The sequence below is a fragment of the Cytobacillus oceanisediminis 2691 genome (assembly GCF_007678455.1).
In the GTDB taxonomy this organism is placed as follows: Bacteria; Bacillota; Bacilli; order Bacillales; family Cytobacillaceae; genus Mesobacillus; species Mesobacillus oceanisediminis_A.
Genome location: NZ_VEEP01000011.1, coordinates 39,482 through 60,969, shown reverse-complemented (window position 1 = coordinate 60,969; position 21,488 = coordinate 39,482). Strand labels below are relative to the sequence as shown.

Here is a 21,488-nt window from a genome sequence, read left to right as displayed (position 1 = left end):
AAGCTGAAATTCATTTCAACTTCAACCTTTCCTGTCTCTATTTGTCTATTATTAAAGCTGTAAAGCAAGGCTGTTGATTTCGTTACTGGCGATTTGCTATCCAATAAAATATCAACATTGTGCCTTTACAGTACCCTATTTAAAGTACTGCTTAATGAACGTTGGAACATCTTTACTGCTGAATGTCCGTATTTCTTTGTGGTTTCCTTTCTTGTAGACAAAAACAGCGGTATAAGGTTCCTCATTAAACCACCCATAACCTGCTTTCTCTATTGCGGCACGCAGCTGGTCATCGTTCGTTATTTTAAGCGTATTTCCATCATTCAATATTCGATTTAATAATTCTTCTTCTTGATATTCTTTGAATTGATCTGATTTTATAGATTCATTTGTTACGACAATATAGTCTAAGTCCTTGGGAGTCACTATGGCTTCCTCAAGCATGCCGTTATCCTCCAGCCACTTGATGAAGCTTGAATAAGACTGTTTTAGTTCTACATTTTCATAGTTATTGATACCGGACATGATTTCAATCGATGACGTATTTCCGACTGGATAATTGTTCACGGTATAAGGTTCCCGCTCAATTTCTTTCCTCAGGATGGAGATAGCCTGTTTGATTTTCTCTTTATCTGTAATCGTCAACGGCACATCTGTAATATTCTTATTGATCTGGATGGAATTAACATCTTCGGTTTTAATGTTGAATACTGGATTATGAGCATGTTTATACTCGGATGATTCATAGATCTTTTTTAATTGCGGTACATAGTCGTTCGGATTGATTCTATACTGGCGGACCAACCTGTCTCCGTTTTCTAATTCATAGATAAAAAGAGAATACTCTTGAGATTTCATTCCTTGTTCATTTGTTTTTTCATTATGAATGATACTTTTATGGAATTCCCTTACAGCCACTATGTTTTCCCGCTCGAACATTGGTTTTGGAGCATAAGGGTCATTTGGATCGGAATAAATACCGTTCCCATAGATGACACTTTTGATGTCATTAAGTGCAGGTACCTTTTTCTCATAAGGAGCAAATGCCTGGGTAATCATGATTAAGATTGCCAGTACGACTGCATAGGCCACCAGACCTCTTCCGCTGCCAAATACCCTCCATGTTTTCTGCAGAACCATCTCGGCAGCGAAATAACCGATTGTCGCTCCGGCAGCATAACCGAAGATCAGCCAGGCGAATTCATTTTGCATAGCATCGAAATACATGCCGCCCAGCAGTGTCATGCAAAAAACAACTCCGAACTTAAAGACCTTTTTTAAGCCTTTAAAAGCTATGGCTTCTGACGCGGATTCTATATTCCTCTTTTTATAGATTAATAGTGACAATATGTAAGCTGCTATCACTATGACTAGATAAAGGAGAACGGCCTTAGCAGATATAGATTTACTCTCAAGCAAAGCGAGATGCGAAATAGGTGAAAGATATTCAATATTCCTGATTTGGAAATAATCACTAGGAAAACCATATAACAACAGACCAAGATTATAGATAATCAACAAGGTAAAGCCTGCCGGGAACAACAGCATGATATATGTTAAAACTCCCTGTACCACTGATATCCCAGTAACCATTGCCATTAATACTCCGGATAGGAAAAATACAGCATTGTATAAAATGACAATTCCAGTCCAACTGAGAATGTCCCCAAGCTGGAAATACAAACCCAACCCAAATGCACTGTGGATAATGACCGCAATCAAAGCATTCAATACAACGGGGATAATCAGAAACACAAACCCTGTCAGTGTATAGAAGTGGAAAATATGTTCCCGTTTCAAAGGCAGACTATGCATTAAATCAGCTGCCTGTTTAACATGTAAGAAACGGTAAAGAAAGATTGCCATCACCACAGGTACCGTGATGATCATGATAAACTGGATCGCAAAGTCGAAGTCGAATAATCCTTCTACAGGTGTAAAATAGCGGTAGTCATCACCGGAATAGTTCATCATGATTCTTAATGGTATGGCAAAGAATAACGCAAGAAAATAGATGACGGATATCCAGCCGATATTCCTTCCAACCTGGAGGATCATTTCCTTATTATTAAACAATGATATTCTTGATGGCATAACCGATATCCCCCATCTCATAAATGAAGATTTCTTCTAATGTCAATGGAAGCAGGTCGAAGATAACAGGCTGGGTTTGACTGAAGACCTTTACGATTTCTTCTTCTTTCCCCCGGATAATACATACCATTACACTTCCTCTTTTTTCGCAATGGAGCATTGTCAGGCGTTGTCCAAGATATTCTGGTGCTTCCCCCTTATAGGCCACCTGTACTTTATGAATATCAGACTTGAGGTCATCAAGGTCTTTTTCCAAAAGCAGTGAGCCTTGATGCAAAATTCCAATATGGTCACAGATATCCTCGATTTCACGCAAATTATGAGAAGAAATCAAAATGGTCATTTCCCGATCTGCTACATCCTGAATCAATAGGTTTTTAACTTTTTTCCTTGCTACAGGGTCGAGCCCGTCCATTGGTTCATCAAGAATCAAGACTTCTGGCATCGTCGATAATGCAAGCCAGAATGCTGCCTGCCGCTGAATTCCTTTTGAAAAAGTGTGCAATTTCTTTTTTATGCTGAAATCAAAGACCTCAGCTAATTTTACAAATCTTTCCTCATTCCAGGATGGAAAAATGCTTTTATAAAAATTGGCCATCTGCCTGACTGTATATTGAGGAAAAAAATACGGCTGATCTGATATGTAAAAGATTTTTTGCTTCAATGCCTGGTTTTCATATATGGAATTTCCTTCAAGCATCACTTTCCCCGAATCCTGTTTGTAAATGCCGGCAAGCAATTTAATGATGGTGGTCTTACCTGCACCGTTGGAACCGATCAGCCCATAGATTGAACCTTTATTGATGGTCATATTGACATTTTTTACAGCTTCTTGTTTTTCAAATGCTTTATTTATTTCGATCATTTGAATCATCCTGCCCGTGTCCCCCTTTCGTAGCTTCCACGCTTTTGACCAATTCATGGAGTGCCTCTGCAGATACACCAAGGTATAATGCCTCATTCAGGAGTTTTTCCAAATCCTGTTTTACCTGCAGTATTTTATCGATATCTTTACCAGTATCCATGGGGTTGACGAAACTCCCCTTGCCTTTTAATGAATAAATGAACCCCTGTGTTTCAAGTTCTCTATATGCCTTCTGGATTGTGTTCGGGTTTATAGTCAACTGCTGTGCCATCTGTCGTACGGAAGGCAATTGTTCATCAGGTTTGAGCACTTCATTGATAATCAACTCTTTCATCTTATCAACCAGTTGTTCGTATATCGGTTTTCGGCTCCTCAGGTCAAGCTCAAACATAATGACCCCCAATCTGTACTAAGTGTACTATTATTATTAATACAGTTAAATTATATGCCAACCTCTTCCAGAAAGATAGGGGGAAATTTCTTAATAATTTCTTAAGAAAAATTAAGAAAAGCGAGAAAGGTGATTTTAAAAGCCACCTACTCATGGTGTAATTTTACACGATTATTAACATCCGACTCAATAGCTATTTTAGAAATTTTTGGAATTCCTTACTTTTTCAAAAAAAAATACCCCAGCAATGAGATGGAGTGATAGCGAAAAATGTATTTATCTATCGTGCGTGCTATTCGGAAAAAACTTGACGCTGACGTTTGTATCTCGACAAATTCAATAAACTCCTTTTCCACTTTTCCATTTTCCATTAAACACCATCAATCCCATAATACATTAAACCCAATTTATTAAACCATAATATTACGGGAGGTGAATTTCTATGAAATGGTTGCTTGCATTTGGACTTATACTATCGAGCAGTACCTCGGACAGCCATGATGATATATCTATTATTTGGGAAGATGAGCCGGTTGCGGAAGTCCATCGAACGGATTTTTCCATACCATGGTTCGGATTTCCGATTCTTAACCATACATTGCTTCACACCTTGAATATGCAACTTTCCAATCAAATAAAAAAAGAACCGAAGAATGCAGGACTTGATGATTATGGAAATATCATACCTGAAAAGGTTGGCTACACTCTTGACGAAAAAAAATTCAAAGAAAGGTTCGCTAAAAGTTTTTTTGATCACGGGCCTTCACAAATCTTAGTTCCAACACGTCGCGTGTATCCCAAGGTCGACAGTGAAATAATCGCCAACATCAGGACTAAACTAATTGGCCATTACATAACCTATTTCAACAGTGCCAATAAAGAAAGAACCCATAATATTTCCCTTGCGGCAGATGCTATCAATAACCATGTCGTTTTTCCTGGTGAAATATTCTCCTTTAATAAAGTTGTCGGAAAAAGAACAGCTTCCCGTGGTTATCAACCCGCACCGATTATTGTGAGAGGGGAACTATCGGAAGGAATCGGCGGAGGCATCTGCCAAGTGTCTTCGACTTTGTTCAATGCTGCAGACCGCTCAGGTTTGAAAATACTTGAGCGATACTCACACAGCAAGCAGGTCCCTTATGTCCCTCCTGGAAGAGACGCGACTGTCAGCTGGTATGGCCCGGACTTTACTTTTAAAAACAAACATAGCCAGCCAATCTTGATCAGGGCGAAAACCTATCCCGGAAAAATGGTCGTCTTAATTTATTCATCAGATGAAATCGATATTGAGAAACGTAAAGTTCCAAGTACGGATAGTAACGCCATAATTCCGGAAGAACCTTTATAGATACCAGAGGAATCCCAATTTATTAAGGGATTCCTTTTATTTAACAGGAAAACCTTTACATCAAAGTAAAAAGTTATGTAAACTTATGGTAAAAGATGGTTTCGCAATAGCCCTTTCTTATTATGTCTATAACAGTTCTTCTTACCCATACATCAAGTCCTGAATACTAAACAAACCCAGAAAGTCGGGAAGATCTGAAAAATTCAAGGAACTAGTTTTATAGAATTATTCCATAGGATGTGAGATATTTGACACCAAAAAAAAATACTACACCCATTCGAGTCAATGTTTTGTTCTTTTCTGTTTTTATCCTTTTTTCACTGCTTGTCCTGCGTCTCGGGATTGTTCAGATAGTCCATGGAGAGGACTATAAACGGGAAATCAACCGTAAAGAAGATGTTACGGTCAATAACCCGGTCCCGCGAGGAAGAATGCTGGACAGAAACCTGGAGCTCATTGTCGACAATAAACCTCTAAATGCTATTACATATACAAATGAAGGTGCGTCCCAGGAGGAAATGCTCGATGTAGCAGGAAAGCTGGCCAAAATCATCGATAAAGATACTGATAAAGTCCGTGAAAGAGATATGAAGGATTTCTGGATGCTCAAACATCCAGAGGAAGCAAAAGACCTTATAACTGAAAAAGAAATGGACCAGTTCAGAAATAAGAAGCTGAAAAACAAGGATTTATATAAACTCCAGATTGAAAGGATTACAGAGGATCATCTCAAGCAATTAAGTGAACAGGACATTGAGGAGCTTGCCATTTTCAGCATCATGAACAACGGATATAAGTTCGTTCCACAGATCATTAAAAATAAAGATGTATCAAAAGATGAATTTGCCATTGTCAGCGAAAACCTGACTCTTCTTCCAGGCGTGAATGCAACGACAGACTGGGACCGCGAGTATAAATATAAAGAAACCTTCAAACCTGTATTGGGCAAAGTGACTACTAGCAGTGAAGGTCTCCCCGCTGACAGGATTGATTATTTCATTTCTCGCGGATATACCCGAAATGACAGGGTAGGAAAGAGTTACCTTGAGCAAGAATATGAAGATATTTTGCAAGGAACAAAAGAAAGGGTTATAAATATCACCGATAAAGCAGGCGTTCTCCTGGAGAAAGAATTAGTAGCCGAAGGCCAGCGCGGTAAAGATTTAATTCTCAGTATAGACATGGACCTGCAAGTGGCTGTAGAAGAAATCATTGAAAAAGAATTATGGGCAGCGAAGAGGTCGCCAGGAACCCGACTGCTCGACAGTGCTTATGTCGTGCTGATGGACCCAAATACCGGTGAAGTATTGACCATGGCAGGAAAAAAGATCGTAAAAGATAAAAAAACGAATGAAGTCCAAATGCAAGATGACGCATTAGGTAACATCATCAACACCTATAATGTTGGATCTGTTGTCAAGGGAGCAACCGTCCTGACTGGTTATAAAACAGGCGCAATCAGTCCCTGGACCAGTTTCGATGATCGGGCTTTGGACATTAAAGGTACACCGATAAAAAAATCCTATAGTTATTTAGGGGTCTTGAATGATATCGAAGCATTAAAAAAGTCCTCCAACGTTTATATGTTCCATACCGCAATCAGAATTGGGAATGGAGTCTATCGCTATCAAAAACCGTTGAATCTGGACCCACAGGTTTGGGATACAATCCGAAACTCATTCGCTTCATTCGGTTTAGGTATCAGGACAGGTATCGACTTGCCCAGCGAACAAACCGGAGCTAAAGGAGCCAACTCTCCAGTCGGTAAAGTGCTGGATTTGGTAATTGGACAGTATGATACCTATTCGAATATGCAGCTAGCCCAGTATATTTCTACGATTGCCAATGGCGGGCACCGGATGCAGCCAAGGGTTGTCAAGGAAATACGTGAACCAGCAATGAACGGCGATCTGGTCGGACCGGTTTATAAATCGTTCTCGCCAAAAGTTCTCAATGATATTGATATGGAAGATCAATGGCTTGCACGCGTCCACACCGGCTTTAAAAAAGTCATGCAGGAACCAGGAGGTACTGCTTATCGATATTTTGGCAATGCCACCTATTCACCGGCAGGAAAAACTGGTACTGCGGAGGCCTTTTATGATGGCCAGTACAGAGTAAAAGGTGACCCACTCATCGAAACAATGAATATTAGCCTAGTTGGCTATGCCCCTTCGGAAAATCCTGAAATCGCCATGGCGGTCATCGTGCCATGGGCTTATCAGGGCAGTGTTGACCACGGAGCGAATAAAAAAATCGGCCGTGCCGTGATGGATGCATATTTCAATATGAAAAACCCATCAAAGCAGCCGAATGATGAACAATGAAAAAGCTGTGCCGGCTGGCACAGCTTTTCTTATTCTTTTACAATTCCTTTGCTAGAGAAGGCTTTTTCATGTCAACACTTTCAAATGCTGCACCAATCTTTTCTTCAGCCTGTGCGAATTTCTCATCGGCTGCTTCCAATGCTGGAGCATCCTTCTTCAGCTCTTCTGCTTTCAAATTATATGATTCTGCAAGATCTTTAAGAGCCGCTTCAAGGTCTGCTTTTTGATCCTTCAATTCAGCAGGAACTTCCAGTCCTTCAACTTTAGTTGCAACTGCAGCTGCTGATTCACTTGCCGCTGCCTTCTCTTCCGGTTTAGGCTCCTCTGCTCCCTCATATGCATTCAAGTCAGCATCTGCCTCGTTAATTGTGTTCACAATGCTCATGTAAAATTTGTACATGGCGCTCTTAGGGTTTACTGCCGGCTTTTCGGCTGTTTCTGTTTCAGCTTTTTCGGGTTCTGCTTCTTTGTCCGCCGAACACCCTGTCAATCCAAGTGCAAAAGTAATTGCAGCAAGTAAAATCCAAAACTTTTTCATTCTGATACTCCCCTTCAATCTATATATATGCTTGTTGTGAAACCGGAATTTCACACAGCTTTTTCATTATATAGGGATTATTTAACAAAAATCAAATTTTTTATTTGTTTTTTCAAAAAAAGTCCCTATTTACTTTGAAGCAGCAATGCATTATCTTTTCAGCGCTTTACCATTGTAATAAAATCATTCGTCATTGTTTTGAATTCAGCTTCCCTCATGAATCCGATTTTTTCATACAACTTAATGGCCCTTATATTAAAGGACGCTACAGTAAGCCTAAACGGCTGGTTCTGTGTGCTGGACTCCAAATCTTTCAATACAAAAGAAAAGAAAAGAAAACCATAACCTTTTCCTGTCATCTCCGGTGCCAGGCCAATCCCTATATCTATAGCCGTTTCACTATAAACTCCGATCTCTCTTCCTGCAGGAACTTGCGCAGAAGGTCCTGTGCAATAAAAACCGATTAATGTACCTGCCTGATCTACTACAGACCGATAACCTTCATTCAAGAGCTCCTCTATTGATTCCTCACTGACAGTATTATTGTAAAGTTCATAAGGCGAGTCATATACCCAGTTCAGGATTGTTACTGCAAGGTCCCTGGTCATCTTGTTGCTGACGAATTCCAACTTTATGTCCCCCCTTTTTATTTTCGCAAGCAAACTTAATAATTCAGTAGAAAATATGAAATTCCTTCCTTAGATTAAATTTTTTAGGTTGATTTGTCATTCTTTTGTAATATCAGGTTTAATAGTTTTATATATGGGAATATTACAAGTAACAAAACGATGACAGGAGCGATTACATAATGATGACTACATTTGTATTACTTGGTGGAGCTTTCGCAATCGCCGCTGGTTTAAATTTCTTTGCAGTTAATGATGAAAATGCATTTATAGATGATGAAGCAATTAACTAAAGAGACGCTGCAGCAGCGTCTCTTTTTTCTGTGCCAATTTTGAAACTTTTATTGTATTTTTAAGCTGTCGCAGGAAATAATAGAATAAAAGAGAAATACTTAAGCATAAACTGCTAGCCTCATTTCAATTAAGGAGGTACGGATTCATGCAAACCCCAGATATATTGCCCGGAGAACAAGTGGCACTATGCAAGGTGAAAGAAGATGATTTAGAAAAATGGTGGAGCCTTATCCATAATGATGAACACCCCGAGTGGAAAAAATGGGATGCTCCTTATTATCCGTTGAGGCATATTGAATATGAAAAATTCAGGGAACAGATGAGCAACCTGATCCAACAGGGCTATGATCGGAAATATTTAATCAAAGTCGATGATGAAATCATTGGAATGGTCACATATTATTGGGAGCACGAATCATCTCAGTGGCTTGAAATCGGGATCGTCATCTATCTCCCTGAATTCTGGAATGGTGGATATGGAACAGATGCTCTAATAGCCTGGATCCAGCATCTTTTCGACACTTTCCCCATCCCCCGCATAGGTTTTACCACCTGGTCTGGAAACGCCAGGATGCTGACTGTCGGCAAAAAACTCGGCATGGTTGAAGAGGCAAGAATCAGAAAGTGCAGGCTATATAACGGAAAATACTATGATTCAATCAAAATGGGGTTGTTAAGGGAAGAATGGGATGAACGGTATCAGGGATAATCTTATAAATCATTATCCCTATCAGATTGAAAGGAAAAATGCCTGGCTTCTGTCAGGCGTTTTTTGATGGACCTCAATGATTTTCGGCGGAATGGTGACCTTACTTTCCGGAATCCCATAAAAGTGTGCACCAATGAAGTCTATTGGTGACCTGAATCTCCGGAATCACTTAAGAGTAGGCATCAATGGAATGCCTAACGCTCAACAAGCTATAATCCTGAAAAAATCCCCTGGTCTAAAGGATTCTCGACATATAAAATTCGTCGTAGAATTGTCCATCCTTGAACATTGAATCCTTCTTCGTTCCTTCTATTTCAAATCCCATTTTTGTGTATAATGCAATGGCTCCCTGATTCTTTGTTATCACGGTTAGTTCCAGTCTGCGCAGTCCTATGCCGCTCGCCCAATCCAATAATTCAGTGAAGAGACTTGTCCCAACCCCTTTTCCGCGATATAGATCTTTTATCCCAATTACCAGATATGCTGAATGCTTTGTTCTGGGCGCACTTCCGCCTTTGGCGATTAAATATCCGGTTAATTCACCACCAGTCTCCGCCAGAAAGATATTTGAGTTTTGTTCGGATATAAGTACATGAATCATTTTCTTTTGAGTGTCCGGATTGAACTTTCTTTCACCTGGCCCAAAAAGCATAAAATCTGAGGAACTTTCCACCTCTTGCATTAGTGTTGCAAACTTATCTGCGTCCCGTTCCTCGGCTTGTCTGATCTCCATGGAAACACCTCTTTCATTATAGTTTTAAGAAAAAGAAAACAGAGGAAAGATTCCTCTGTTTTTATGAAAAAATGCTTTTGATGCTTTCTATTAGTTCCTTGAAGAAGTTGGAGACTGATTCCAGGAACCCTTTATCACCCACTGCTTCCTCGATCCTTTTCTGGATATCATCCGAAAGTGTTTCTAATTGGGTTTTTACATTGTCAAAATTTATATTCAGGTCCCTCATCTTATTGAACAGGTCGATAAGGAGCTGCCTGTCTTCAGGACTTAGCTGAATCTCAAGTGTTTTTAACTTATCATCAATGATTTTTTCGATTTCTTCTTTTGTTGCCGGATTTTGCTCGGCAATTTCCTTCTTGATTTCAGTCAGGAGTTCACTGACTTTATCCTGATCAAGGCCATCCTTTTTAGCCAGTTTTGTCGCCAGGTTCAATTCTTGATTCGCTACTTCTGTGCGGTCCTTATTGAGTTCTGTTCCTTCACCTTCATCATACGCCTTGTAAATTCCAACGAGTGCTGAGTGACCAGTAACCTTCACCGGGGAAACCACATCCACGACTGCATCCTCGATTCCTGCAGTCAACAGGGCGTTCGCATACATTTCATCGGTTACTTCTGTAATATTTTCCGGAGTGACCTGGTTAATCACCAGTCCCTCTCCTGTATCTTTCCTGGTGATTTTCGCCGACGAGTACATGTTTGAATGTTCGTCACCGTCTATATAATTTACTAGGTCTTTTCCTGTGACAATTATTTCTTTAACTTTTGATGGGTCCTTCACTCCCAGCAGCTCCCTGACCTCATCCTTCTGTTTTTCAGAAAGAGCTTCGCCGTATACAACAATCGGAAGGCCATATTTTTCATTAATGGCATCCTCATCATTATCATTAGACGCAAATGCTGGTACAGCAATCATCCCTAAAGACAAAATGAGTAGATTGAATAATGCTGTGATTTTCAACAAGTATTTCGGTTTCATATATATTCTCCTTTTCAAACCAATTCTTATAAAACAATCTTATTTTTCACCAGATTCAAGCTTTCTGGCCACTTGCCTTTCCAGCCTTTGAACTTTGTGCATTAAGTTATAGATCAAAGCAGTCATAAAACTGAGCTGGATCAACATGAAAATTCCCACGAACAAAGCAGAATCAACTTCAAACCCGGAAAATAAAAACATTAACAAATAGAATAATATAATACCTCCAAAAAGATTTGCAATGAATATAAACAGCCAATTATCCATTTCTCCACCCTTCAGTACATCTATATGTACGATAAAAATGGTATAAAAGTTTCAACTAAGTTCAATATGAAATTTTTCTGCTCTATTAAAGAATCCTGGAGAAAATCATTGGTAAATTTCCCTCTTATCCAAATACCTGATATGTTCAATATGGCTCTCTCCACTCCCAAAACCATGTGAGTTCCCTGGTAAAGGCGGATACTCATCGCTTCCATCCTTGTTAACGGAGCTCCATCCTAAATAGTATTGTTCAGGCGGAAAAAAATCAGAAAAAATCGAATTCGGCATACTGGAAGCAGTCAACTGATTTTCTACAGTGATAAATTCAATCCATTCATCAGGAATTTTAGTAAAACCATAACTGGACTTTCCACCTACTTCTATTTCCAATTCCATTTGGACCTTTGGAAAGTAGTGGTGCTTTCCATCAGATATGCTGAAGTTTCCGTCTTTCTTTAAATAAAAGTTCAGGTTTGCAAGCTGATTATCCGGATGAAAATTCCAGATAATATAGTAGCTCCCGGGATCTTTAGGGTCTGTTTTCCATAATTGAGGAGTCGCACCTGTGTCAATGCGTGCAAATTCCCACTTGTGTTTTCTCCACTCCCAGAAACTGAGACCATATCCTTCATTTTTTGTAATAAAAGGGGCCAGAACATGCTTTGAATCAATAAAAATGATATCTTGAATCAACTCTATGTCTGCCTCAGGGAATTCCTTCATCATTTCATTAATGGCTTGTTGTTTGCCAGGAAACCCACCCGGGGGAGCGAAATAGAACCAGTAACCAGCGAGTATCACCAATAGGGTCAGCCCCAGCCCCCCAAGGAGCAGCATACTTTTTTTATTTCCCATTCTACTTCCCCTCCTTTAAAAAAGAGGCTTTTGAGCGGAAATAAAATTGTTCCTGTGGTGTTATAATTAAAATCCCTCTTCCATCCTCTTCTACATAGATCACCGGGTGAACCCCGCTGCCCATTCTGGCTTTTACCCCGGTTATTTGATATGCAAATCGTTCATCGGCCTGAGCCTGCGTTTCAACGTTCTCCATTGAATCATAATACCAGGCATCGCTGGAAATTTTCTTTTTATCCATTTTTGGAATTTCAGATTGAAATGATTCTGCGTCCAGCATTTTTTCGTTCGCAGATGGATGAGTTTTCAGGATGGATGCTTCACTGATGTCTGAAATGTATGTTGATAACTTGTCATTTGGATAAATGCTCGATTGAATCAGAGGACTCAATAATGCTGACAAAAGGAAAATATAATTAGCCAGGAATCCTAACCATGCATATTTTCGGTATCGGGACCAGCCAGTACCTTCGTTCCTTTTATTATATCGAGCAAAGAGAATCCAAACTCCGAGTGGAAGTATAGCTACTTTAATCTGCTGGTCCATATAAGGAAGATTAATAGAAAATGAGAATAACCCTATGAAAATTACGAGTGCCATCTTCCATATCTTTGGCTTAATTTCCTGCTCTCGGTAAATCCTGAGAGCTATAAATAAAATCAGAATCCATGATACAAAATTCATAACAAACATTGTCAAGTTCATCTACACACCTCAAATCCCTCTAAATCATTTCATCTGAATGCATTGATCAGAAAATATTTGGTCAATGCAAGATATTCTCTTGCATACGACTTTACGACTGCTTGTACTGGGGTCTCAGCTGGGAGTCCGTTCAACGCGAGTCCCTCTTTTTCTGCAATCATGCCGGCACGGTAAATATGGAAATCATTTGTTACGACAAGTCCAGACACAGCATCTTTCGGTATTAACCTTTTAGAGAAGCGAATATTTTCATATGTATCTGTAGATTGATCTTCGAGAAGAATTCTGGATTCTTCGATGCCGTATTCCATCAGAGCTCGTTTAATCGCTTCTGCTTCGGATATATCCTCGCCAGGACCTTTACCTCCTGAAGCTATGGCAATTGTGTTTAGGTTTTCTTTTAGGTAGTCTGCCGCAGAGTCTATCCTGAATTGAAGCGCTAGTGATGGGTTTTCCCCCTTCACACGGGCACCAAGAATGATCATGTAATCTGCATTTTGTGGCACAGATTCATTAGCGTGTTGAATGATCTGATAATGGAGTATGCCGAAGTATAACATGGTAAGAACCACTCCAGCCACTAACCATCTTTTAAGAAACCTTTTATCTTTTATCCTCATACTATTTACCTGTCTTTCTAATAATTACTACCATATTACCATCCTTTTGTGTAATTGTTTGGTATTCAGTAAAATTATGACAAAAATCTGACTGTTAGGAAAGGATTTTAAGCACTAGTAATGATTCTTCAATCATATTCTGTTGCTTCTTCACTATCTTTGACGAAAGACAACTAGTTTTGTCAGGCACAAAGGAATTGACTATTATAACAGCGAAATTTTTTTATGGGAGGGATGATCATGAACACTAGTGCAGTCGCAAAGTTGCTTGGGGTTTCGCCAAGTACGATACAGCGTTGGGTGAAACAGGCGAACCTTCAAATGGAACGTACAGAGCTAGGGCATTATCAATTTTCGGATGAGAGCATCGAAATCTTGAAAGATATCAAAGATCAGCTTAATAACGGTGTTCTGCTTCAGGATTTAAAAATTAAAGGGAGAAAGCCAAGAAAAGCAACCGTAATAGGCGGATCAACTGAGATGGCTCTTGGACCGCTGGTCAGGCGGATGGATGAATTTGATCAAAAGCTTGAAAGAAAGGCGGATGAAGTGGTTGCATATCAGATTCTCCAGCACAGAAGGGAAATAGATGAGCTACAGAATGAAATAGACGTTCTTAAGAATCTTATCATCAGCATGCAGGAAGCTGCCGCAGAGAGGGAAAAAGAAACCACCGAGGTAAAGACAGAATTGTCATCGTCGCTCTCACCTCTAAGGAAATTCAAAAAGAAAAACATCATTAGTTCTTTTTTTGGATTTTAAGCCTCGCACATCGTGGATGTGTTTTTTTTTTGGTCTTGTTCAAACAAAAAAACAGACCCAAATTACTGAGTCTGTTTTGGATATCCTTAGTTAGAGCTTCTGTACGTTTGTAGCCTGCGGACCACGCTGGCCCTGTTCAACATCAAACGATACTTCTTGTCCTTCATCTAAAGATTTGTAGCCTTCACCCTGGATTGCTGAGAAATGTACGAACACATCGTCTCCACCTTCACGCTCAATGAACCCAAAGCCTTTTTCACTGTTAAACCATTTTACCTTACCACGTTCCACTATTGTTGCCTCCTAGCGATTTAAGAAAATTGCAATTTAACCTTGCGTGATTATTATATCCATTCATGAATATTTTAAACTCTAAAATAGGATTTTTTTTAGGAAGGACTGAAAACCAGTATCTCCCAGACGAGCAACGAGAAACACGCTGCTTTCATTTACCTGCTTCTTTTCTATTGATTTTCAACTGCTGATTTTCCTAAAAGTCTCTTCATCACAGATGATAAACATCTTTGCTCCGTCTGGAATAGGTTCATTATGCTTTCTGGCAACATCAAGTGCATGGCCGTCTGAAATGAGCGTCGCTCCTAAATCGAACAACTCCATCGCTGCCTGCTTGTATGTCCCCCAATGCGGTTTCTTTTCGACCTCATACAAGTTTTCACCTTCCATGTTACTGAGCAATTGTTTGAATAGCTTACTTGAGCCATGAAAGATTGCCGCCTGGGCCATCAGCTTGGATACTGATTCATTCGATAATATGAATTCATCTATATTTGCATGTTCGAACAGTGCAATATGCTTTTCCTTCATAATCTCGGCGATTGTGTATATGTTTTTTCCAGACTGTTTGGATATATGCTCCACCCTTGAAGCAATAAGCAAAGTTTTCCCATCAGCATATTCTGGCAGCCCGATACGATCATCTGTAAATACTGCCACTGACTTTGACTCCAGGATATTAGCCTTAATCAGCACTTCTTCCTCTGCAGGGTTGCCACTGACAAAATGGACTCGTTCATGCTTCACCGGTGATTCATTGCTGTGGTCGACAATAACGATATCAGATCTATTATTGGAGTTCAGGATTTCTTCAACAACGTTTTTCAGCTTATCTTTGGAGGAACCAATCAAAATATAGTGGTCCTTGCCTTTGTATGCCAATTCCCCTTCCTCCTTCATCTTTTTATAAAGTGCCAGGCTTTCAAAAATTTTGCCAATTATGATGCCCATTGCTCCGATTCCAACTGTATAGAGCAATACCATTGTGAAAATCCTTCCGAGGTCACTGCTTGGAGAGTAATCTCCATATCCAACTGTGACGACTGTTGTCATTGTCCACCAGACGGCATCCAGATATCTTGGAAATGTTTCAGGTTCAAGAGTTTTAATAATCAGACTGCTTAACAGGATCACAGCCAAAACAATCAGTGTGATTTTCCACAGACTGATTCTCATCATCTTTGTGAATAATCTTTGTAAAATCCACATGTATGTACCTCCTATCCTAAACGATCAAGCCAGCCGGCAAAAAGCATGATAGGTTGTTTGTGATCTTGCCGCCAACCCTGTAACCAAAAGCGGACGGTTCACCATAGACAAGAAAGCTCCCGGTCAGTATATGTCCGTTTTGTCTCCCATATTCAGATAGGTATTGGACAGAAGGCAATTTGATATACTGCTGAAAAATTGATGGTACTTGATCGTAATTTTTCTGTTGCTCCTCAAGAACCAATTGACCGCTCGAATCGAAAATCTGAACTGTGTCTCCTTCCCTCCCAAAAATCGGTTTTTTGACATAAGGGATTTTTTTTTCGAGGAAATAGTCTGCTTCCAGATACGTGGGAAGAAAATATTGGTGTATCCATTGGTGCTCTTCTTTACTGAAGAAAGGATCCTTATTTTCATGCATTCCCCAAATTACCGCCTGTACTGCTTTATTTTGCAACAAGAACGCAGATGGAGGATTAATCACAGCCAGTTTCTTTGTTTTTATAAGATCCATCAACCAGAGCCCGATTCTATTCCCTGAATGGTCTTCATCAAGGATCATGCTCTCAATCGGGAAAGTTTGCCTGTACAGAATGTCAATTTTGCGTCCATATTCATCAAAAAGGCCCTCTCCTGGCTGGATTCTTAATTTATCCAATGAGATAAACCTTGAAGGTAATCCGTACAATTCTTGTAAATACAAAACAGTGTTCTTGTCCTCAATATTATCTTCATGCGCTGTAAAAACGACGTATGGTTCCACTTCGGCTACCCATTTTGCAGAGGCATGAACGGCTTTCCTGATAGCTGCGGCTAGCTGCTCTTCTTTTGATTCATTTGGATCTCCATAGCCAAAACTCTTTGCCACCAGTCCATTTACGTGAAACAACTCTTTGATGAAAGTAGGAGTATCGGCATTAATTTCAATGCATTTGTATGTATCATCCGTTTTTATGAGATCAAGTCTTGCAATGACACTTTCTGGATTCAAGGTTTTTAGCCGGATAAAATCTACGGTTTGGTGAGGAAATCCTAACTCAAGTAAGGTATCTTTATCCACCTTTCTCAGCAGGTCACAGATTTTGAAAAACACTTTTCCAACTCTGGAAGTACAAAGCCTGATTTCATCCGCTTCGTTCTGGGAAATTGCTGCTACATCGTATAAAGCGTATTCTTCCCCATATAAGTCAGGCCAGAAATTCTTGATCCCTCTATAGAAATTCATTCGTCTTTTTCGATGGTCTTCCATGGAATGCCTCCTATTCCATGTCGTTTTCATGCAAATTTTTCACATACAGAACGTATACTCCCCGGTCCTCATCAATTTCAGTAGAAGTAACCAACATTTGGCCAATTTCCGGGACATCCGTTACATCCTTTAAAAGATAACGAATGACATCGAGATGGGTTTGGCAAGGAACAGTGGATAGCAATTTGTAATTCTCAAATTCACTATACCTGCGAAATTCAACGTGAATGCCCAATCCCCTATAATTTTTCTCGTCAATGACTGAATTGTTCCTTCCACGGTCCTCAAGAACCAGGATTTCTTCTTCCCCGTTCATTTCATTCGACACTAATTCATATTGGTTTCCCTTGATCACGAAATAGGTGCATAACTGTCGTGCATAAAACTCATCTATGCCAACAGTCGCGGTCGTATATTCATATAAAGGTTCGTAGCCGCCTTTTCCATCATGGATAAAATAAGTCAGTTTTTTCATGGCACTAAAATCTCCTTAATACGAAAGACTCTTGGCTACAATCCAGCCAACAGCAAGTGAAAGTGAAAATAGAATGACACCGACAGAACGATTATCTTCCTCTATCGCTTTTTGAAGGCTGTACCTGATTGTTACAACCTCGGCGACAAAAAACACGAGGATTTGAGTGAAAATTCCAATAGACCCCCAAATTGCCATATCAAGCAGGGAAATTGAATATTCTGCCGCAGCCCCAAGGACAATGGCGAGTCCGAGCATTTTCCCGCCAAGAGAAAGAGCAGCAGTAACATTTCTCTTGCCGATCAGTTCAAATTCCTTGATTTTAGGAGTAGCAAGCACGAATAACCCTACCCCTGCTGTCAGCAAAAGCAGTCCAAGTCCTAAATAAGAGGCAAAATTTATATATAAATTCATTATTCATTCTCTCCCTTAGCCGCCAGTCGTGCTTCTTGACCCGCTTCCGAATCCAGAGCTGCCTTTTGGCGTCCTGTTTTTGTAATTGCTGTCCAGCCTGGCCCCTTTAAATGACGAGCTGTTCTTATACTTCATATAATCATTGCTCTTATAAAGCATCGATCGATTGGCAAAGAACATACCGGCAAAAAAGAAATGGCCAAAGTATGGGGAATTATTATCATCACATTCCCAGACCCCATCTTCAGCATCCCATTCCCAGTCACTACAATCTGTCCCTTCTGGTACCGGAGGGATATCCTGATCCTGTGATGCACTCCAATCCTGTCCCTCACCTGCAGATGAACCCTCATCCCAATCTCTGTCTGGTAAAACCTGCGGATTATTACATGCTGTAGCTCCCATTAAAAGAGCTGTAGCTGAAATCCCAGCCATAACCTTTTTGGTTTTGTTCATATTTTTCACCTCTTTCTATTCAACAGATGTATTTACGGCAACCTAAGAAAAAAGTTTCAAAATTTCATGCAAACTTTAATTCATTCTAACATTTCCCTGGTTGAAATGATGCACAATAAGGTATCTCCTTATCTCTACCGGATCATCACAATATGTCGTTCTTTTACCCTAAGTCCTCATTTCTTCCTGCTACGCATTCTGAGTATTTAAAACCTAAAGTCCATCTGTAATTAAGATTCCCCATTAAAGAATTCTTCAAAATTAAAATCCTCTATTTCTGACTTTCCCAATGCAATTTTTGCTAAAATAATTTCAAATAGGCATAATCCTGTTAATGTAACTATTCCTGTAAACATAATGACAGCTCCTTAAATTCTATTTGCTTATACCATAATTTATGGAACGCGTTTCAGGTCAAGAATATTTTTGTGAGGTTTTTTAAATGGCTAATATACGAGAAATTGCCCGACTGGCTGGAGTCTCTGTTTCAACCGTTTCCCGGGTATTGAATAACCATCCTTATGTTAGTCCGGAGAAACGGGATGCAGTGTTGGAAACGATGAGAAAGCTGGATTACAGCCCTAATATTAATGCAGTCCACTTATCGCGCGGCAGGACAAATATGGTAGGAGTCGTACTGCCAACCATTAACCATCCTTATTTTTCGGAGCTGCTCGAAGGTATTGCTGAAGAGGGAATGAATCATAATATCCAGCTGGTTATTTTCCAGACAGGCTACCGTGAAGAAAAAGAGTTCGAAGCATTGGAACAATTAAGAGGCCAGCTTATTGACGGAGTCATTTTCGCTTCACGGGCAATACCATTTGGAACTTTAATGAATTATAAAGGTGCAGGCCCAATTGTGTTATGTGAAGACTCTGATCAGGAGGAGTTTCCTTCAATATCGATAAAACATGTTGATGCGTTCAATCTCGGGCTGGACTACTTAATCTTAAAAGGTCATCAAAAAATAGCGATATGCCTGGGAAGGCTTGAAGGGACAAATAGCCGTAAACGAAAAGATGCTTACGAGAAAAAGATGAAGATGATTGGCGAGGATGTGCGATCAGAGTGGGTCCTTGGTCAATGTTTAATGATAGAAGATGGAAAAGAAGTGATTGAGCAGTATTTAAAAATGGAGGTAAGGCCGACTGCCTTCATAGTTGGTAATGACCAGGTCGCGACAGGCATGGTGACAGAGGCAAAAAAATATGGAGTTGATATCCCCGGAGAATTGGCCATAATCAGCTTTGATAATCACCCTATTTCAGAAATCATGGACATCACGACAATAAGCATACCCACTAAACAATTAGGTACCACCGCCTTCCAAGCATTGCTTAAGCGCTCAGAGAAAAAAGGATTTGCGAAAAAGATCACCCTTCCATTTCAATTAATCGAAAGAGGTTCCGTTTGAGGGACGCTATCAATAAAAGAAAAACCTGCCTATATTAGGCAGGTGATGTATTAGTTTATACTGCTTTTACGTTCTATAAGGTCTATGTTGTCATCGGTCATATGATAATCATGGCAATCCATAAGTATCTTTTCAAGTGAGTCTGGTACCCTCTCGAAATCATAGGCGCAGATTGTAATCAGCTTTGTATCCTTAAGCATGATATCAGCTTCTCTTTCATATTCGCCAAGATTCTGGAAGATTTCATCCTGATCTCTCCATTCTACATGGGCCCAAGTCTGGATGGGAATATTTTTTTCCAGGAATGGTTCAATCATATTTTCCAGATAACTTAAAATCGTTTCTTTATGGAAGTTGCCTCGATAGCAGTAGAAATCGTAATTATTAAGGGTATGGATCATATCTCTCTGCGTCTCATCAAATTCAGATTTGATCCTTTTCTGGATTTCAGGCATAAACCGGTCATTTTCAATAATCATGACATGGTTGCCAAGTGCAATCGCAGCATTTAAATAGACAAAAAGATTACTAATATATTTATGATCATCCCTGAATGAATAAAAGATATGGGCACCGGTTTCTTCCGCTGATGAAATCAGGTTTAGGATTTTATTGTGCATTGTTATCAGTCTCCTCCTGAATTCAAGGGAAACAAACAATGAATTCACATATTCAAACTATAACCTTTATTATATCATACTTCCTTCCTTTAATCGATTAAACGTGTTTTTCATTTTAATGGCTGATCCATTTTCCACATCAAGCATCCGCCATATTCATGAACATTTACTATATAAAATAAATTGGTGTTTATTTTACAGCATTGGCTGCCAATTTGACCGCTTTTCCATTAAGACTAGATAAAGCCTCTTTATATTCAGCTTCTAATTGTTTGATAATCTCAGATGCAGGCTGAATTTCATTGATGGCCCCAACTCCCTGCCCCGCTGACCAAATGTCTTTCCACGCCTTGGCATTGGTCTCCCTCTGCATGGAATCAAAATTGACACTTTCCTTTTTCTTAAGTGTTTCTGGATTTAATCCAGCTTTCACAATGCTTGGCATTAGCATGTTGGCCTTTACACCTGAAAAAGCATCTGTAAGGATAAGGTCTTCTTGTGTTGCGTCAACTACCATCTTCTTGTATTCGTCATTTGCCATACTTTCCTCTGCTACAATGAATCTTGTTCCCATATAGGCAAGATCCGCTCCTGCGGCCTGGGCAGCAAGGATCGATTTTCCTGTAGTAATAGATCCAGCCAGCACAATGATTCCATCCCAGAAGGTCCTGACAGAATCCACAAAAGCAAAGCTGTTCAATTCTCCAGCATGCCCTCCAGCCCCATTGGCAACAAGAATGAGGCCATCTACTCCGGTCTCTGCCGCTTTCCTGGCAAACTTCACATCACTCACATCAGAAAACACTAATCCGCCATATTCGTGGACAATTTCCACTACTTTCCTTGGGCTTCCCAGAGAGGTGATGACGAGCTGCGGCTTATGCTTTTTTAATAATGCAAGCTCTTCGTCAAGACGGCTGTATGTACTATGCACGACCATATTCATTGCCCATGGTGCGATTTTCCGTTCGGGTTCATGAGTTCTCACATCTGCTAAATCTTCATTCAGCTTGCCCATCCACTCATCAAGTACCTCGATTGGCCTGGCATTAGGGGCTGGAAACGATCCAATCACTCCGTTTTTGCAACATGCGCTCACAAGGTCAGGCCCGGAAACAAGGAACATCGGTGCTGCTATAGCTGGTACTGTCAGTTGATCCCACCAGCTTTCAGGAACCACTTTACTCATATTATCATCCTTTCTCTACATGTCAAAATTTTCTGAATATCCATA

Annotated in this window: 24 protein-coding genes; 5 read left to right on the top strand and 19 right to left on the bottom strand. The window is 40.0% G+C overall.

Annotation, left to right across the window (positions count from 1 at the left end):
* Positions 1–135 precede the first annotated feature (135 nt).
* The 3 genes from FS736_RS19900 to FS736_RS19890 are packed head-to-tail and all read right to left on the bottom strand — an operon-like array spanning position 136 to position 3,350.
* Complete coding sequence (locus FS736_RS19900) at positions 136–2,094, bottom strand: DUF6449 domain-containing protein (protein WP_144480621.1); 1,959 nt, start codon at positions 2,092–2,094, stop codon at positions 136–138.
* Positions 2,069–2,968 (bottom strand): ABC transporter ATP-binding protein, encoded by a 900-nt coding sequence (locus tag FS736_RS19895; RefSeq protein WP_144480619.1) that lies wholly within the window; start codon positions 2,966–2,968, stop codon positions 2,069–2,071. The genes FS736_RS19900 and FS736_RS19895 overlap by 26 nt, the downstream gene beginning before the upstream one ends.
* Positions 2,943–3,350 carry a GntR family transcriptional regulator gene (locus tag FS736_RS19890; RefSeq protein WP_144480617.1) on the bottom strand — a complete coding sequence of 136 codons (408 nt, stop codon included), beginning with the start codon at positions 3,348–3,350 and terminating at the stop codon, positions 2,943–2,945. Before FS736_RS19890 ends, FS736_RS19895 begins: the two co-directional genes overlap by 26 nt.
* 442 nt (positions 3,351–3,792) lie before the next feature.
* Here FS736_RS19890 and FS736_RS19885 point away from each other — a divergent pair, with 442 nt between their 5' ends.
* A complete protein-coding gene (locus FS736_RS19885; protein ID WP_144480615.1) occupies positions 3,793–4,701 on the top strand; it encodes a VanW family protein in 909 nt (302 codons plus the stop codon).
* 248 nt (positions 4,702–4,949) lie between these two features.
* Positions 4,950–7,028 carry a peptidoglycan D,D-transpeptidase FtsI family protein gene (locus FS736_RS19880; protein WP_260983668.1) on the top strand — a complete coding sequence of 693 codons (2,079 nt, stop codon included), beginning with the start codon at positions 4,950–4,952 and terminating at the stop codon, positions 7,026–7,028.
* Positions 7,029–7,065: 37 nt separating this feature from the next.
* Here FS736_RS19880 and FS736_RS19875 read toward each other — a convergent pair whose 3' ends face one another.
* Both FS736_RS19875 and FS736_RS19870 read right to left on the bottom strand, forming a co-directional pair.
* The gene (locus tag FS736_RS19875) at positions 7,066–7,566 is read right to left on the bottom strand and encodes a hypothetical protein (protein ID WP_144480613.1); all 501 of its coding nucleotides are present in this window, start codon (positions 7,564–7,566) and stop codon (positions 7,066–7,068) included.
* 158 nt (positions 7,567–7,724) lie between these two features.
* Entirely contained in the window at positions 7,725–8,195 is a 471-nt protein-coding gene (locus FS736_RS19870; protein WP_260983667.1) for a GNAT family N-acetyltransferase, read from the bottom strand.
* 436 nt (positions 8,196–8,631) lie between these two features.
* On the opposite strand from FS736_RS19870, the gene FS736_RS19865 reads away from it, so the two are divergent.
* Positions 8,632–9,195 (top strand): GNAT family N-acetyltransferase, encoded by a 564-nt coding sequence (locus tag FS736_RS19865; protein ID WP_144480611.1) that lies wholly within the window; start codon positions 8,632–8,634, stop codon positions 9,193–9,195.
* Positions 9,196–9,430: 235 nt separating this feature from the next.
* Here the strand turns inward: FS736_RS19865 and FS736_RS19860 are convergent, their stop codons facing one another.
* The 5 genes from FS736_RS19860 to FS736_RS19840 all read right to left on the bottom strand — a co-directional run bounded on the left by FS736_RS19860 (position 9,431) and on the right by FS736_RS19840 (position 13,298).
* Entirely contained in the window at positions 9,431–9,928 is a 498-nt protein-coding gene (locus FS736_RS19860) for a GNAT family N-acetyltransferase (protein WP_144480609.1), read from the bottom strand.
* A 61-nt stretch (positions 9,929–9,989) separates the two neighbouring features.
* Positions 9,990–10,910 carry a DUF1002 domain-containing protein gene (locus FS736_RS19855; protein ID WP_144480606.1) on the bottom strand — a complete coding sequence of 307 codons (921 nt, stop codon included), beginning with the start codon at positions 10,908–10,910 and terminating at the stop codon, positions 9,990–9,992.
* A 372-nt stretch (positions 10,911–11,282) separates the two neighbouring features.
* On the bottom strand, positions 11,283–12,032 hold the full coding sequence (locus tag FS736_RS19850) for a hypothetical protein (RefSeq protein ID WP_144480603.1): 750 nt from the start codon (positions 12,030–12,032) through the stop codon (positions 11,283–11,285).
* A gap of 1 nt (position 12,033) precedes the next feature.
* Positions 12,034–12,738, bottom strand: a complete 705-nt coding sequence (locus FS736_RS19845; RefSeq protein ID WP_144480601.1) for a hypothetical protein — start codon at positions 12,736–12,738, stop codon at positions 12,034–12,036.
* 29 nt (positions 12,739–12,767) lie between these two features.
* Complete coding sequence (locus FS736_RS19840) at positions 12,768–13,298, bottom strand: YdcF family protein (protein WP_260983666.1); 531 nt, start codon at positions 13,296–13,298, stop codon at positions 12,768–12,770.
* 300 nt (positions 13,299–13,598) lie between these two features.
* On the opposite strand from FS736_RS19840, the gene FS736_RS19835 reads away from it, so the two are divergent.
* Entirely contained in the window at positions 13,599–14,120 is a 522-nt protein-coding gene (locus tag FS736_RS19835) for a MerR family transcriptional regulator (RefSeq protein WP_144480595.1), read from the top strand.
* Positions 14,121–14,210: 90 nt separating this feature from the next.
* Here the strand turns inward: FS736_RS19835 and FS736_RS19830 are convergent, their stop codons facing one another.
* The 7 genes from FS736_RS19830 to FS736_RS25260 form a co-directional block, all read right to left on the bottom strand.
* On the bottom strand, positions 14,211–14,411 hold the full coding sequence (locus tag FS736_RS19830) for a cold-shock protein (protein WP_144480592.1): 201 nt from the start codon (positions 14,409–14,411) through the stop codon (positions 14,211–14,213).
* 183 nt (positions 14,412–14,594) lie between these two features.
* Positions 14,595–15,623: an ion channel gene (locus tag FS736_RS19825; RefSeq protein ID WP_144480590.1), complete on the bottom strand. Its 1,029-nt coding sequence runs from the start codon at positions 15,621–15,623 to the stop codon at positions 14,595–14,597.
* A 16-nt stretch (positions 15,624–15,639) separates the two neighbouring features.
* A complete protein-coding gene (locus FS736_RS19820; RefSeq protein ID WP_144480587.1) occupies positions 15,640–16,872 on the bottom strand; it encodes a glutathionylspermidine synthase family protein in 1,233 nt (410 codons plus the stop codon).
* Between the two features lie 10 nt (positions 16,873–16,882).
* Positions 16,883–17,347 (bottom strand): RNA helicase, encoded by a 465-nt coding sequence (locus FS736_RS19815; protein WP_144480584.1) that lies wholly within the window; start codon positions 17,345–17,347, stop codon positions 16,883–16,885.
* Positions 17,348–17,362: 15 nt separating this feature from the next.
* Positions 17,363–17,761 (bottom strand): DUF350 domain-containing protein, encoded by a 399-nt coding sequence (locus FS736_RS19810; RefSeq protein ID WP_144480582.1) that lies wholly within the window; start codon positions 17,759–17,761, stop codon positions 17,363–17,365.
* A 15-nt stretch (positions 17,762–17,776) separates the two neighbouring features.
* Positions 17,777–18,217, bottom strand: a complete 441-nt coding sequence (locus tag FS736_RS19805; protein WP_144480580.1) for an aminotransferase yhxA — start codon at positions 18,215–18,217, stop codon at positions 17,777–17,779.
* Positions 18,218–18,447: 230 nt separating this feature from the next.
* Positions 18,448–18,573 (bottom strand): hypothetical protein, encoded by a 126-nt coding sequence (locus FS736_RS25260; RefSeq protein WP_260983665.1) that lies wholly within the window; start codon positions 18,571–18,573, stop codon positions 18,448–18,450.
* Positions 18,574–18,659: 86 nt separating this feature from the next.
* Here FS736_RS25260 and FS736_RS19800 point away from each other — a divergent pair, with 86 nt between their 5' ends.
* Positions 18,660–19,634 carry a LacI family DNA-binding transcriptional regulator gene (locus FS736_RS19800; protein ID WP_144480578.1) on the top strand — a complete coding sequence of 325 codons (975 nt, stop codon included), beginning with the start codon at positions 18,660–18,662 and terminating at the stop codon, positions 19,632–19,634.
* Between the two features lie 50 nt (positions 19,635–19,684).
* Here FS736_RS19800 and FS736_RS19795 read toward each other — a convergent pair whose 3' ends face one another.
* Both FS736_RS19795 and FS736_RS19790 read right to left on the bottom strand, forming a co-directional pair.
* A complete protein-coding gene (locus FS736_RS19795; protein ID WP_144480576.1) occupies positions 19,685–20,254 on the bottom strand; it encodes an MEDS domain-containing protein in 570 nt (189 codons plus the stop codon).
* Positions 20,255–20,444: 190 nt separating this feature from the next.
* Entirely contained in the window at positions 20,445–21,443 is a 999-nt protein-coding gene (locus FS736_RS19790; RefSeq protein ID WP_144480574.1) for an NAD(P)H-dependent flavin oxidoreductase, read from the bottom strand.
* Positions 21,444–21,488 lie beyond the last annotated feature (45 nt).

Bases quoted from the DNA above. Each gene is read 5' to 3' on its own strand.
- FS736_RS19825 (WP_144480590.1), bottom strand. From the start codon at position 15,623: ATGTGGATTTTACAAAGATTATTCACAAAGATGATGAGAATCAGTCTG.
- FS736_RS19835 (WP_144480595.1), top strand. From the start codon at position 13,599: ATGAACACTAGTGCAGTCGCAAAGTTGCTTGGGGTTTCGCCAAGTACG.
- FS736_RS19800 (WP_144480578.1), top strand. From the start codon at position 18,660: ATGGCTAATATACGAGAAATTGCCCGACTGGCTGGAGTCTCTGTTTCA.
- FS736_RS19805 (WP_144480580.1), bottom strand. From the start codon at position 18,217: ATGAACAAAACCAAAAAGGTTATGGCTGGGATTTCAGCTACAGCTCTT.
- FS736_RS19840 (WP_260983666.1), bottom strand. From the start codon at position 13,298: ATGTTATACTTCGGCATACTCCATTATCAGATCATTCAACACGCTAAT.
- FS736_RS19900 (WP_144480621.1), bottom strand. From the start codon at position 2,094: ATGCCATCAAGAATATCATTGTTTAATAATAAGGAAATGATCCTCCAG.
- FS736_RS19885 (WP_144480615.1), top strand. From the start codon at position 3,793: ATGAAATGGTTGCTTGCATTTGGACTTATACTATCGAGCAGTACCTCG.
- FS736_RS19865 (WP_144480611.1), top strand. From the start codon at position 8,632: ATGCAAACCCCAGATATATTGCCCGGAGAACAAGTGGCACTATGCAAG.
- FS736_RS19860 (WP_144480609.1), bottom strand. From the start codon at position 9,928: ATGGAGATCAGACAAGCCGAGGAACGGGACGCAGATAAGTTTGCAACA.
- FS736_RS19795 (WP_144480576.1), bottom strand. From the start codon at position 20,254: ATGCACAATAAAATCCTAAACCTGATTTCATCAGCGGAAGAAACCGGT.
- FS736_RS19855 (WP_144480606.1), bottom strand. From the start codon at position 10,910: ATGAAACCGAAATACTTGTTGAAAATCACAGCATTATTCAATCTACTC.
- FS736_RS19815 (WP_144480584.1), bottom strand. From the start codon at position 17,347: ATGAAAAAACTGACTTATTTTATCCATGATGGAAAAGGCGGCTACGAA.
- FS736_RS19890 (WP_144480617.1), bottom strand. From the start codon at position 3,350: ATGTTTGAGCTTGACCTGAGGAGCCGAAAACCGATATACGAACAACTG.
- FS736_RS19850 (WP_144480603.1), bottom strand. From the start codon at position 12,032: ATGGGAAATAAAAAAAGTATGCTGCTCCTTGGGGGGCTGGGGCTGACC.
- FS736_RS25260 (WP_260983665.1), bottom strand. From the start codon at position 18,573: ATGTTTACAGGAATAGTTACATTAACAGGATTATGCCTATTTGAAATT.
- FS736_RS19810 (WP_144480582.1), bottom strand. From the start codon at position 17,761: ATGAATTTATATATAAATTTTGCCTCTTATTTAGGACTTGGACTGCTT.
- FS736_RS19895 (WP_144480619.1), bottom strand. From the start codon at position 2,968: ATGATTCAAATGATCGAAATAAATAAAGCATTTGAAAAACAAGAAGCT.
- FS736_RS19875 (WP_144480613.1), bottom strand. From the start codon at position 7,566: ATGAAAAAGTTTTGGATTTTACTTGCTGCAATTACTTTTGCACTTGGA.
- FS736_RS19820 (WP_144480587.1), bottom strand. From the start codon at position 16,872: ATGGAAGACCATCGAAAAAGACGAATGAATTTCTATAGAGGGATCAAG.
- FS736_RS19845 (WP_144480601.1), bottom strand. From the start codon at position 12,738: ATGAACTTGACAATGTTTGTTATGAATTTTGTATCATGGATTCTGATT.
- FS736_RS19790 (WP_144480574.1), bottom strand. From the start codon at position 21,443: ATGAGTAAAGTGGTTCCTGAAAGCTGGTGGGATCAACTGACAGTACCA.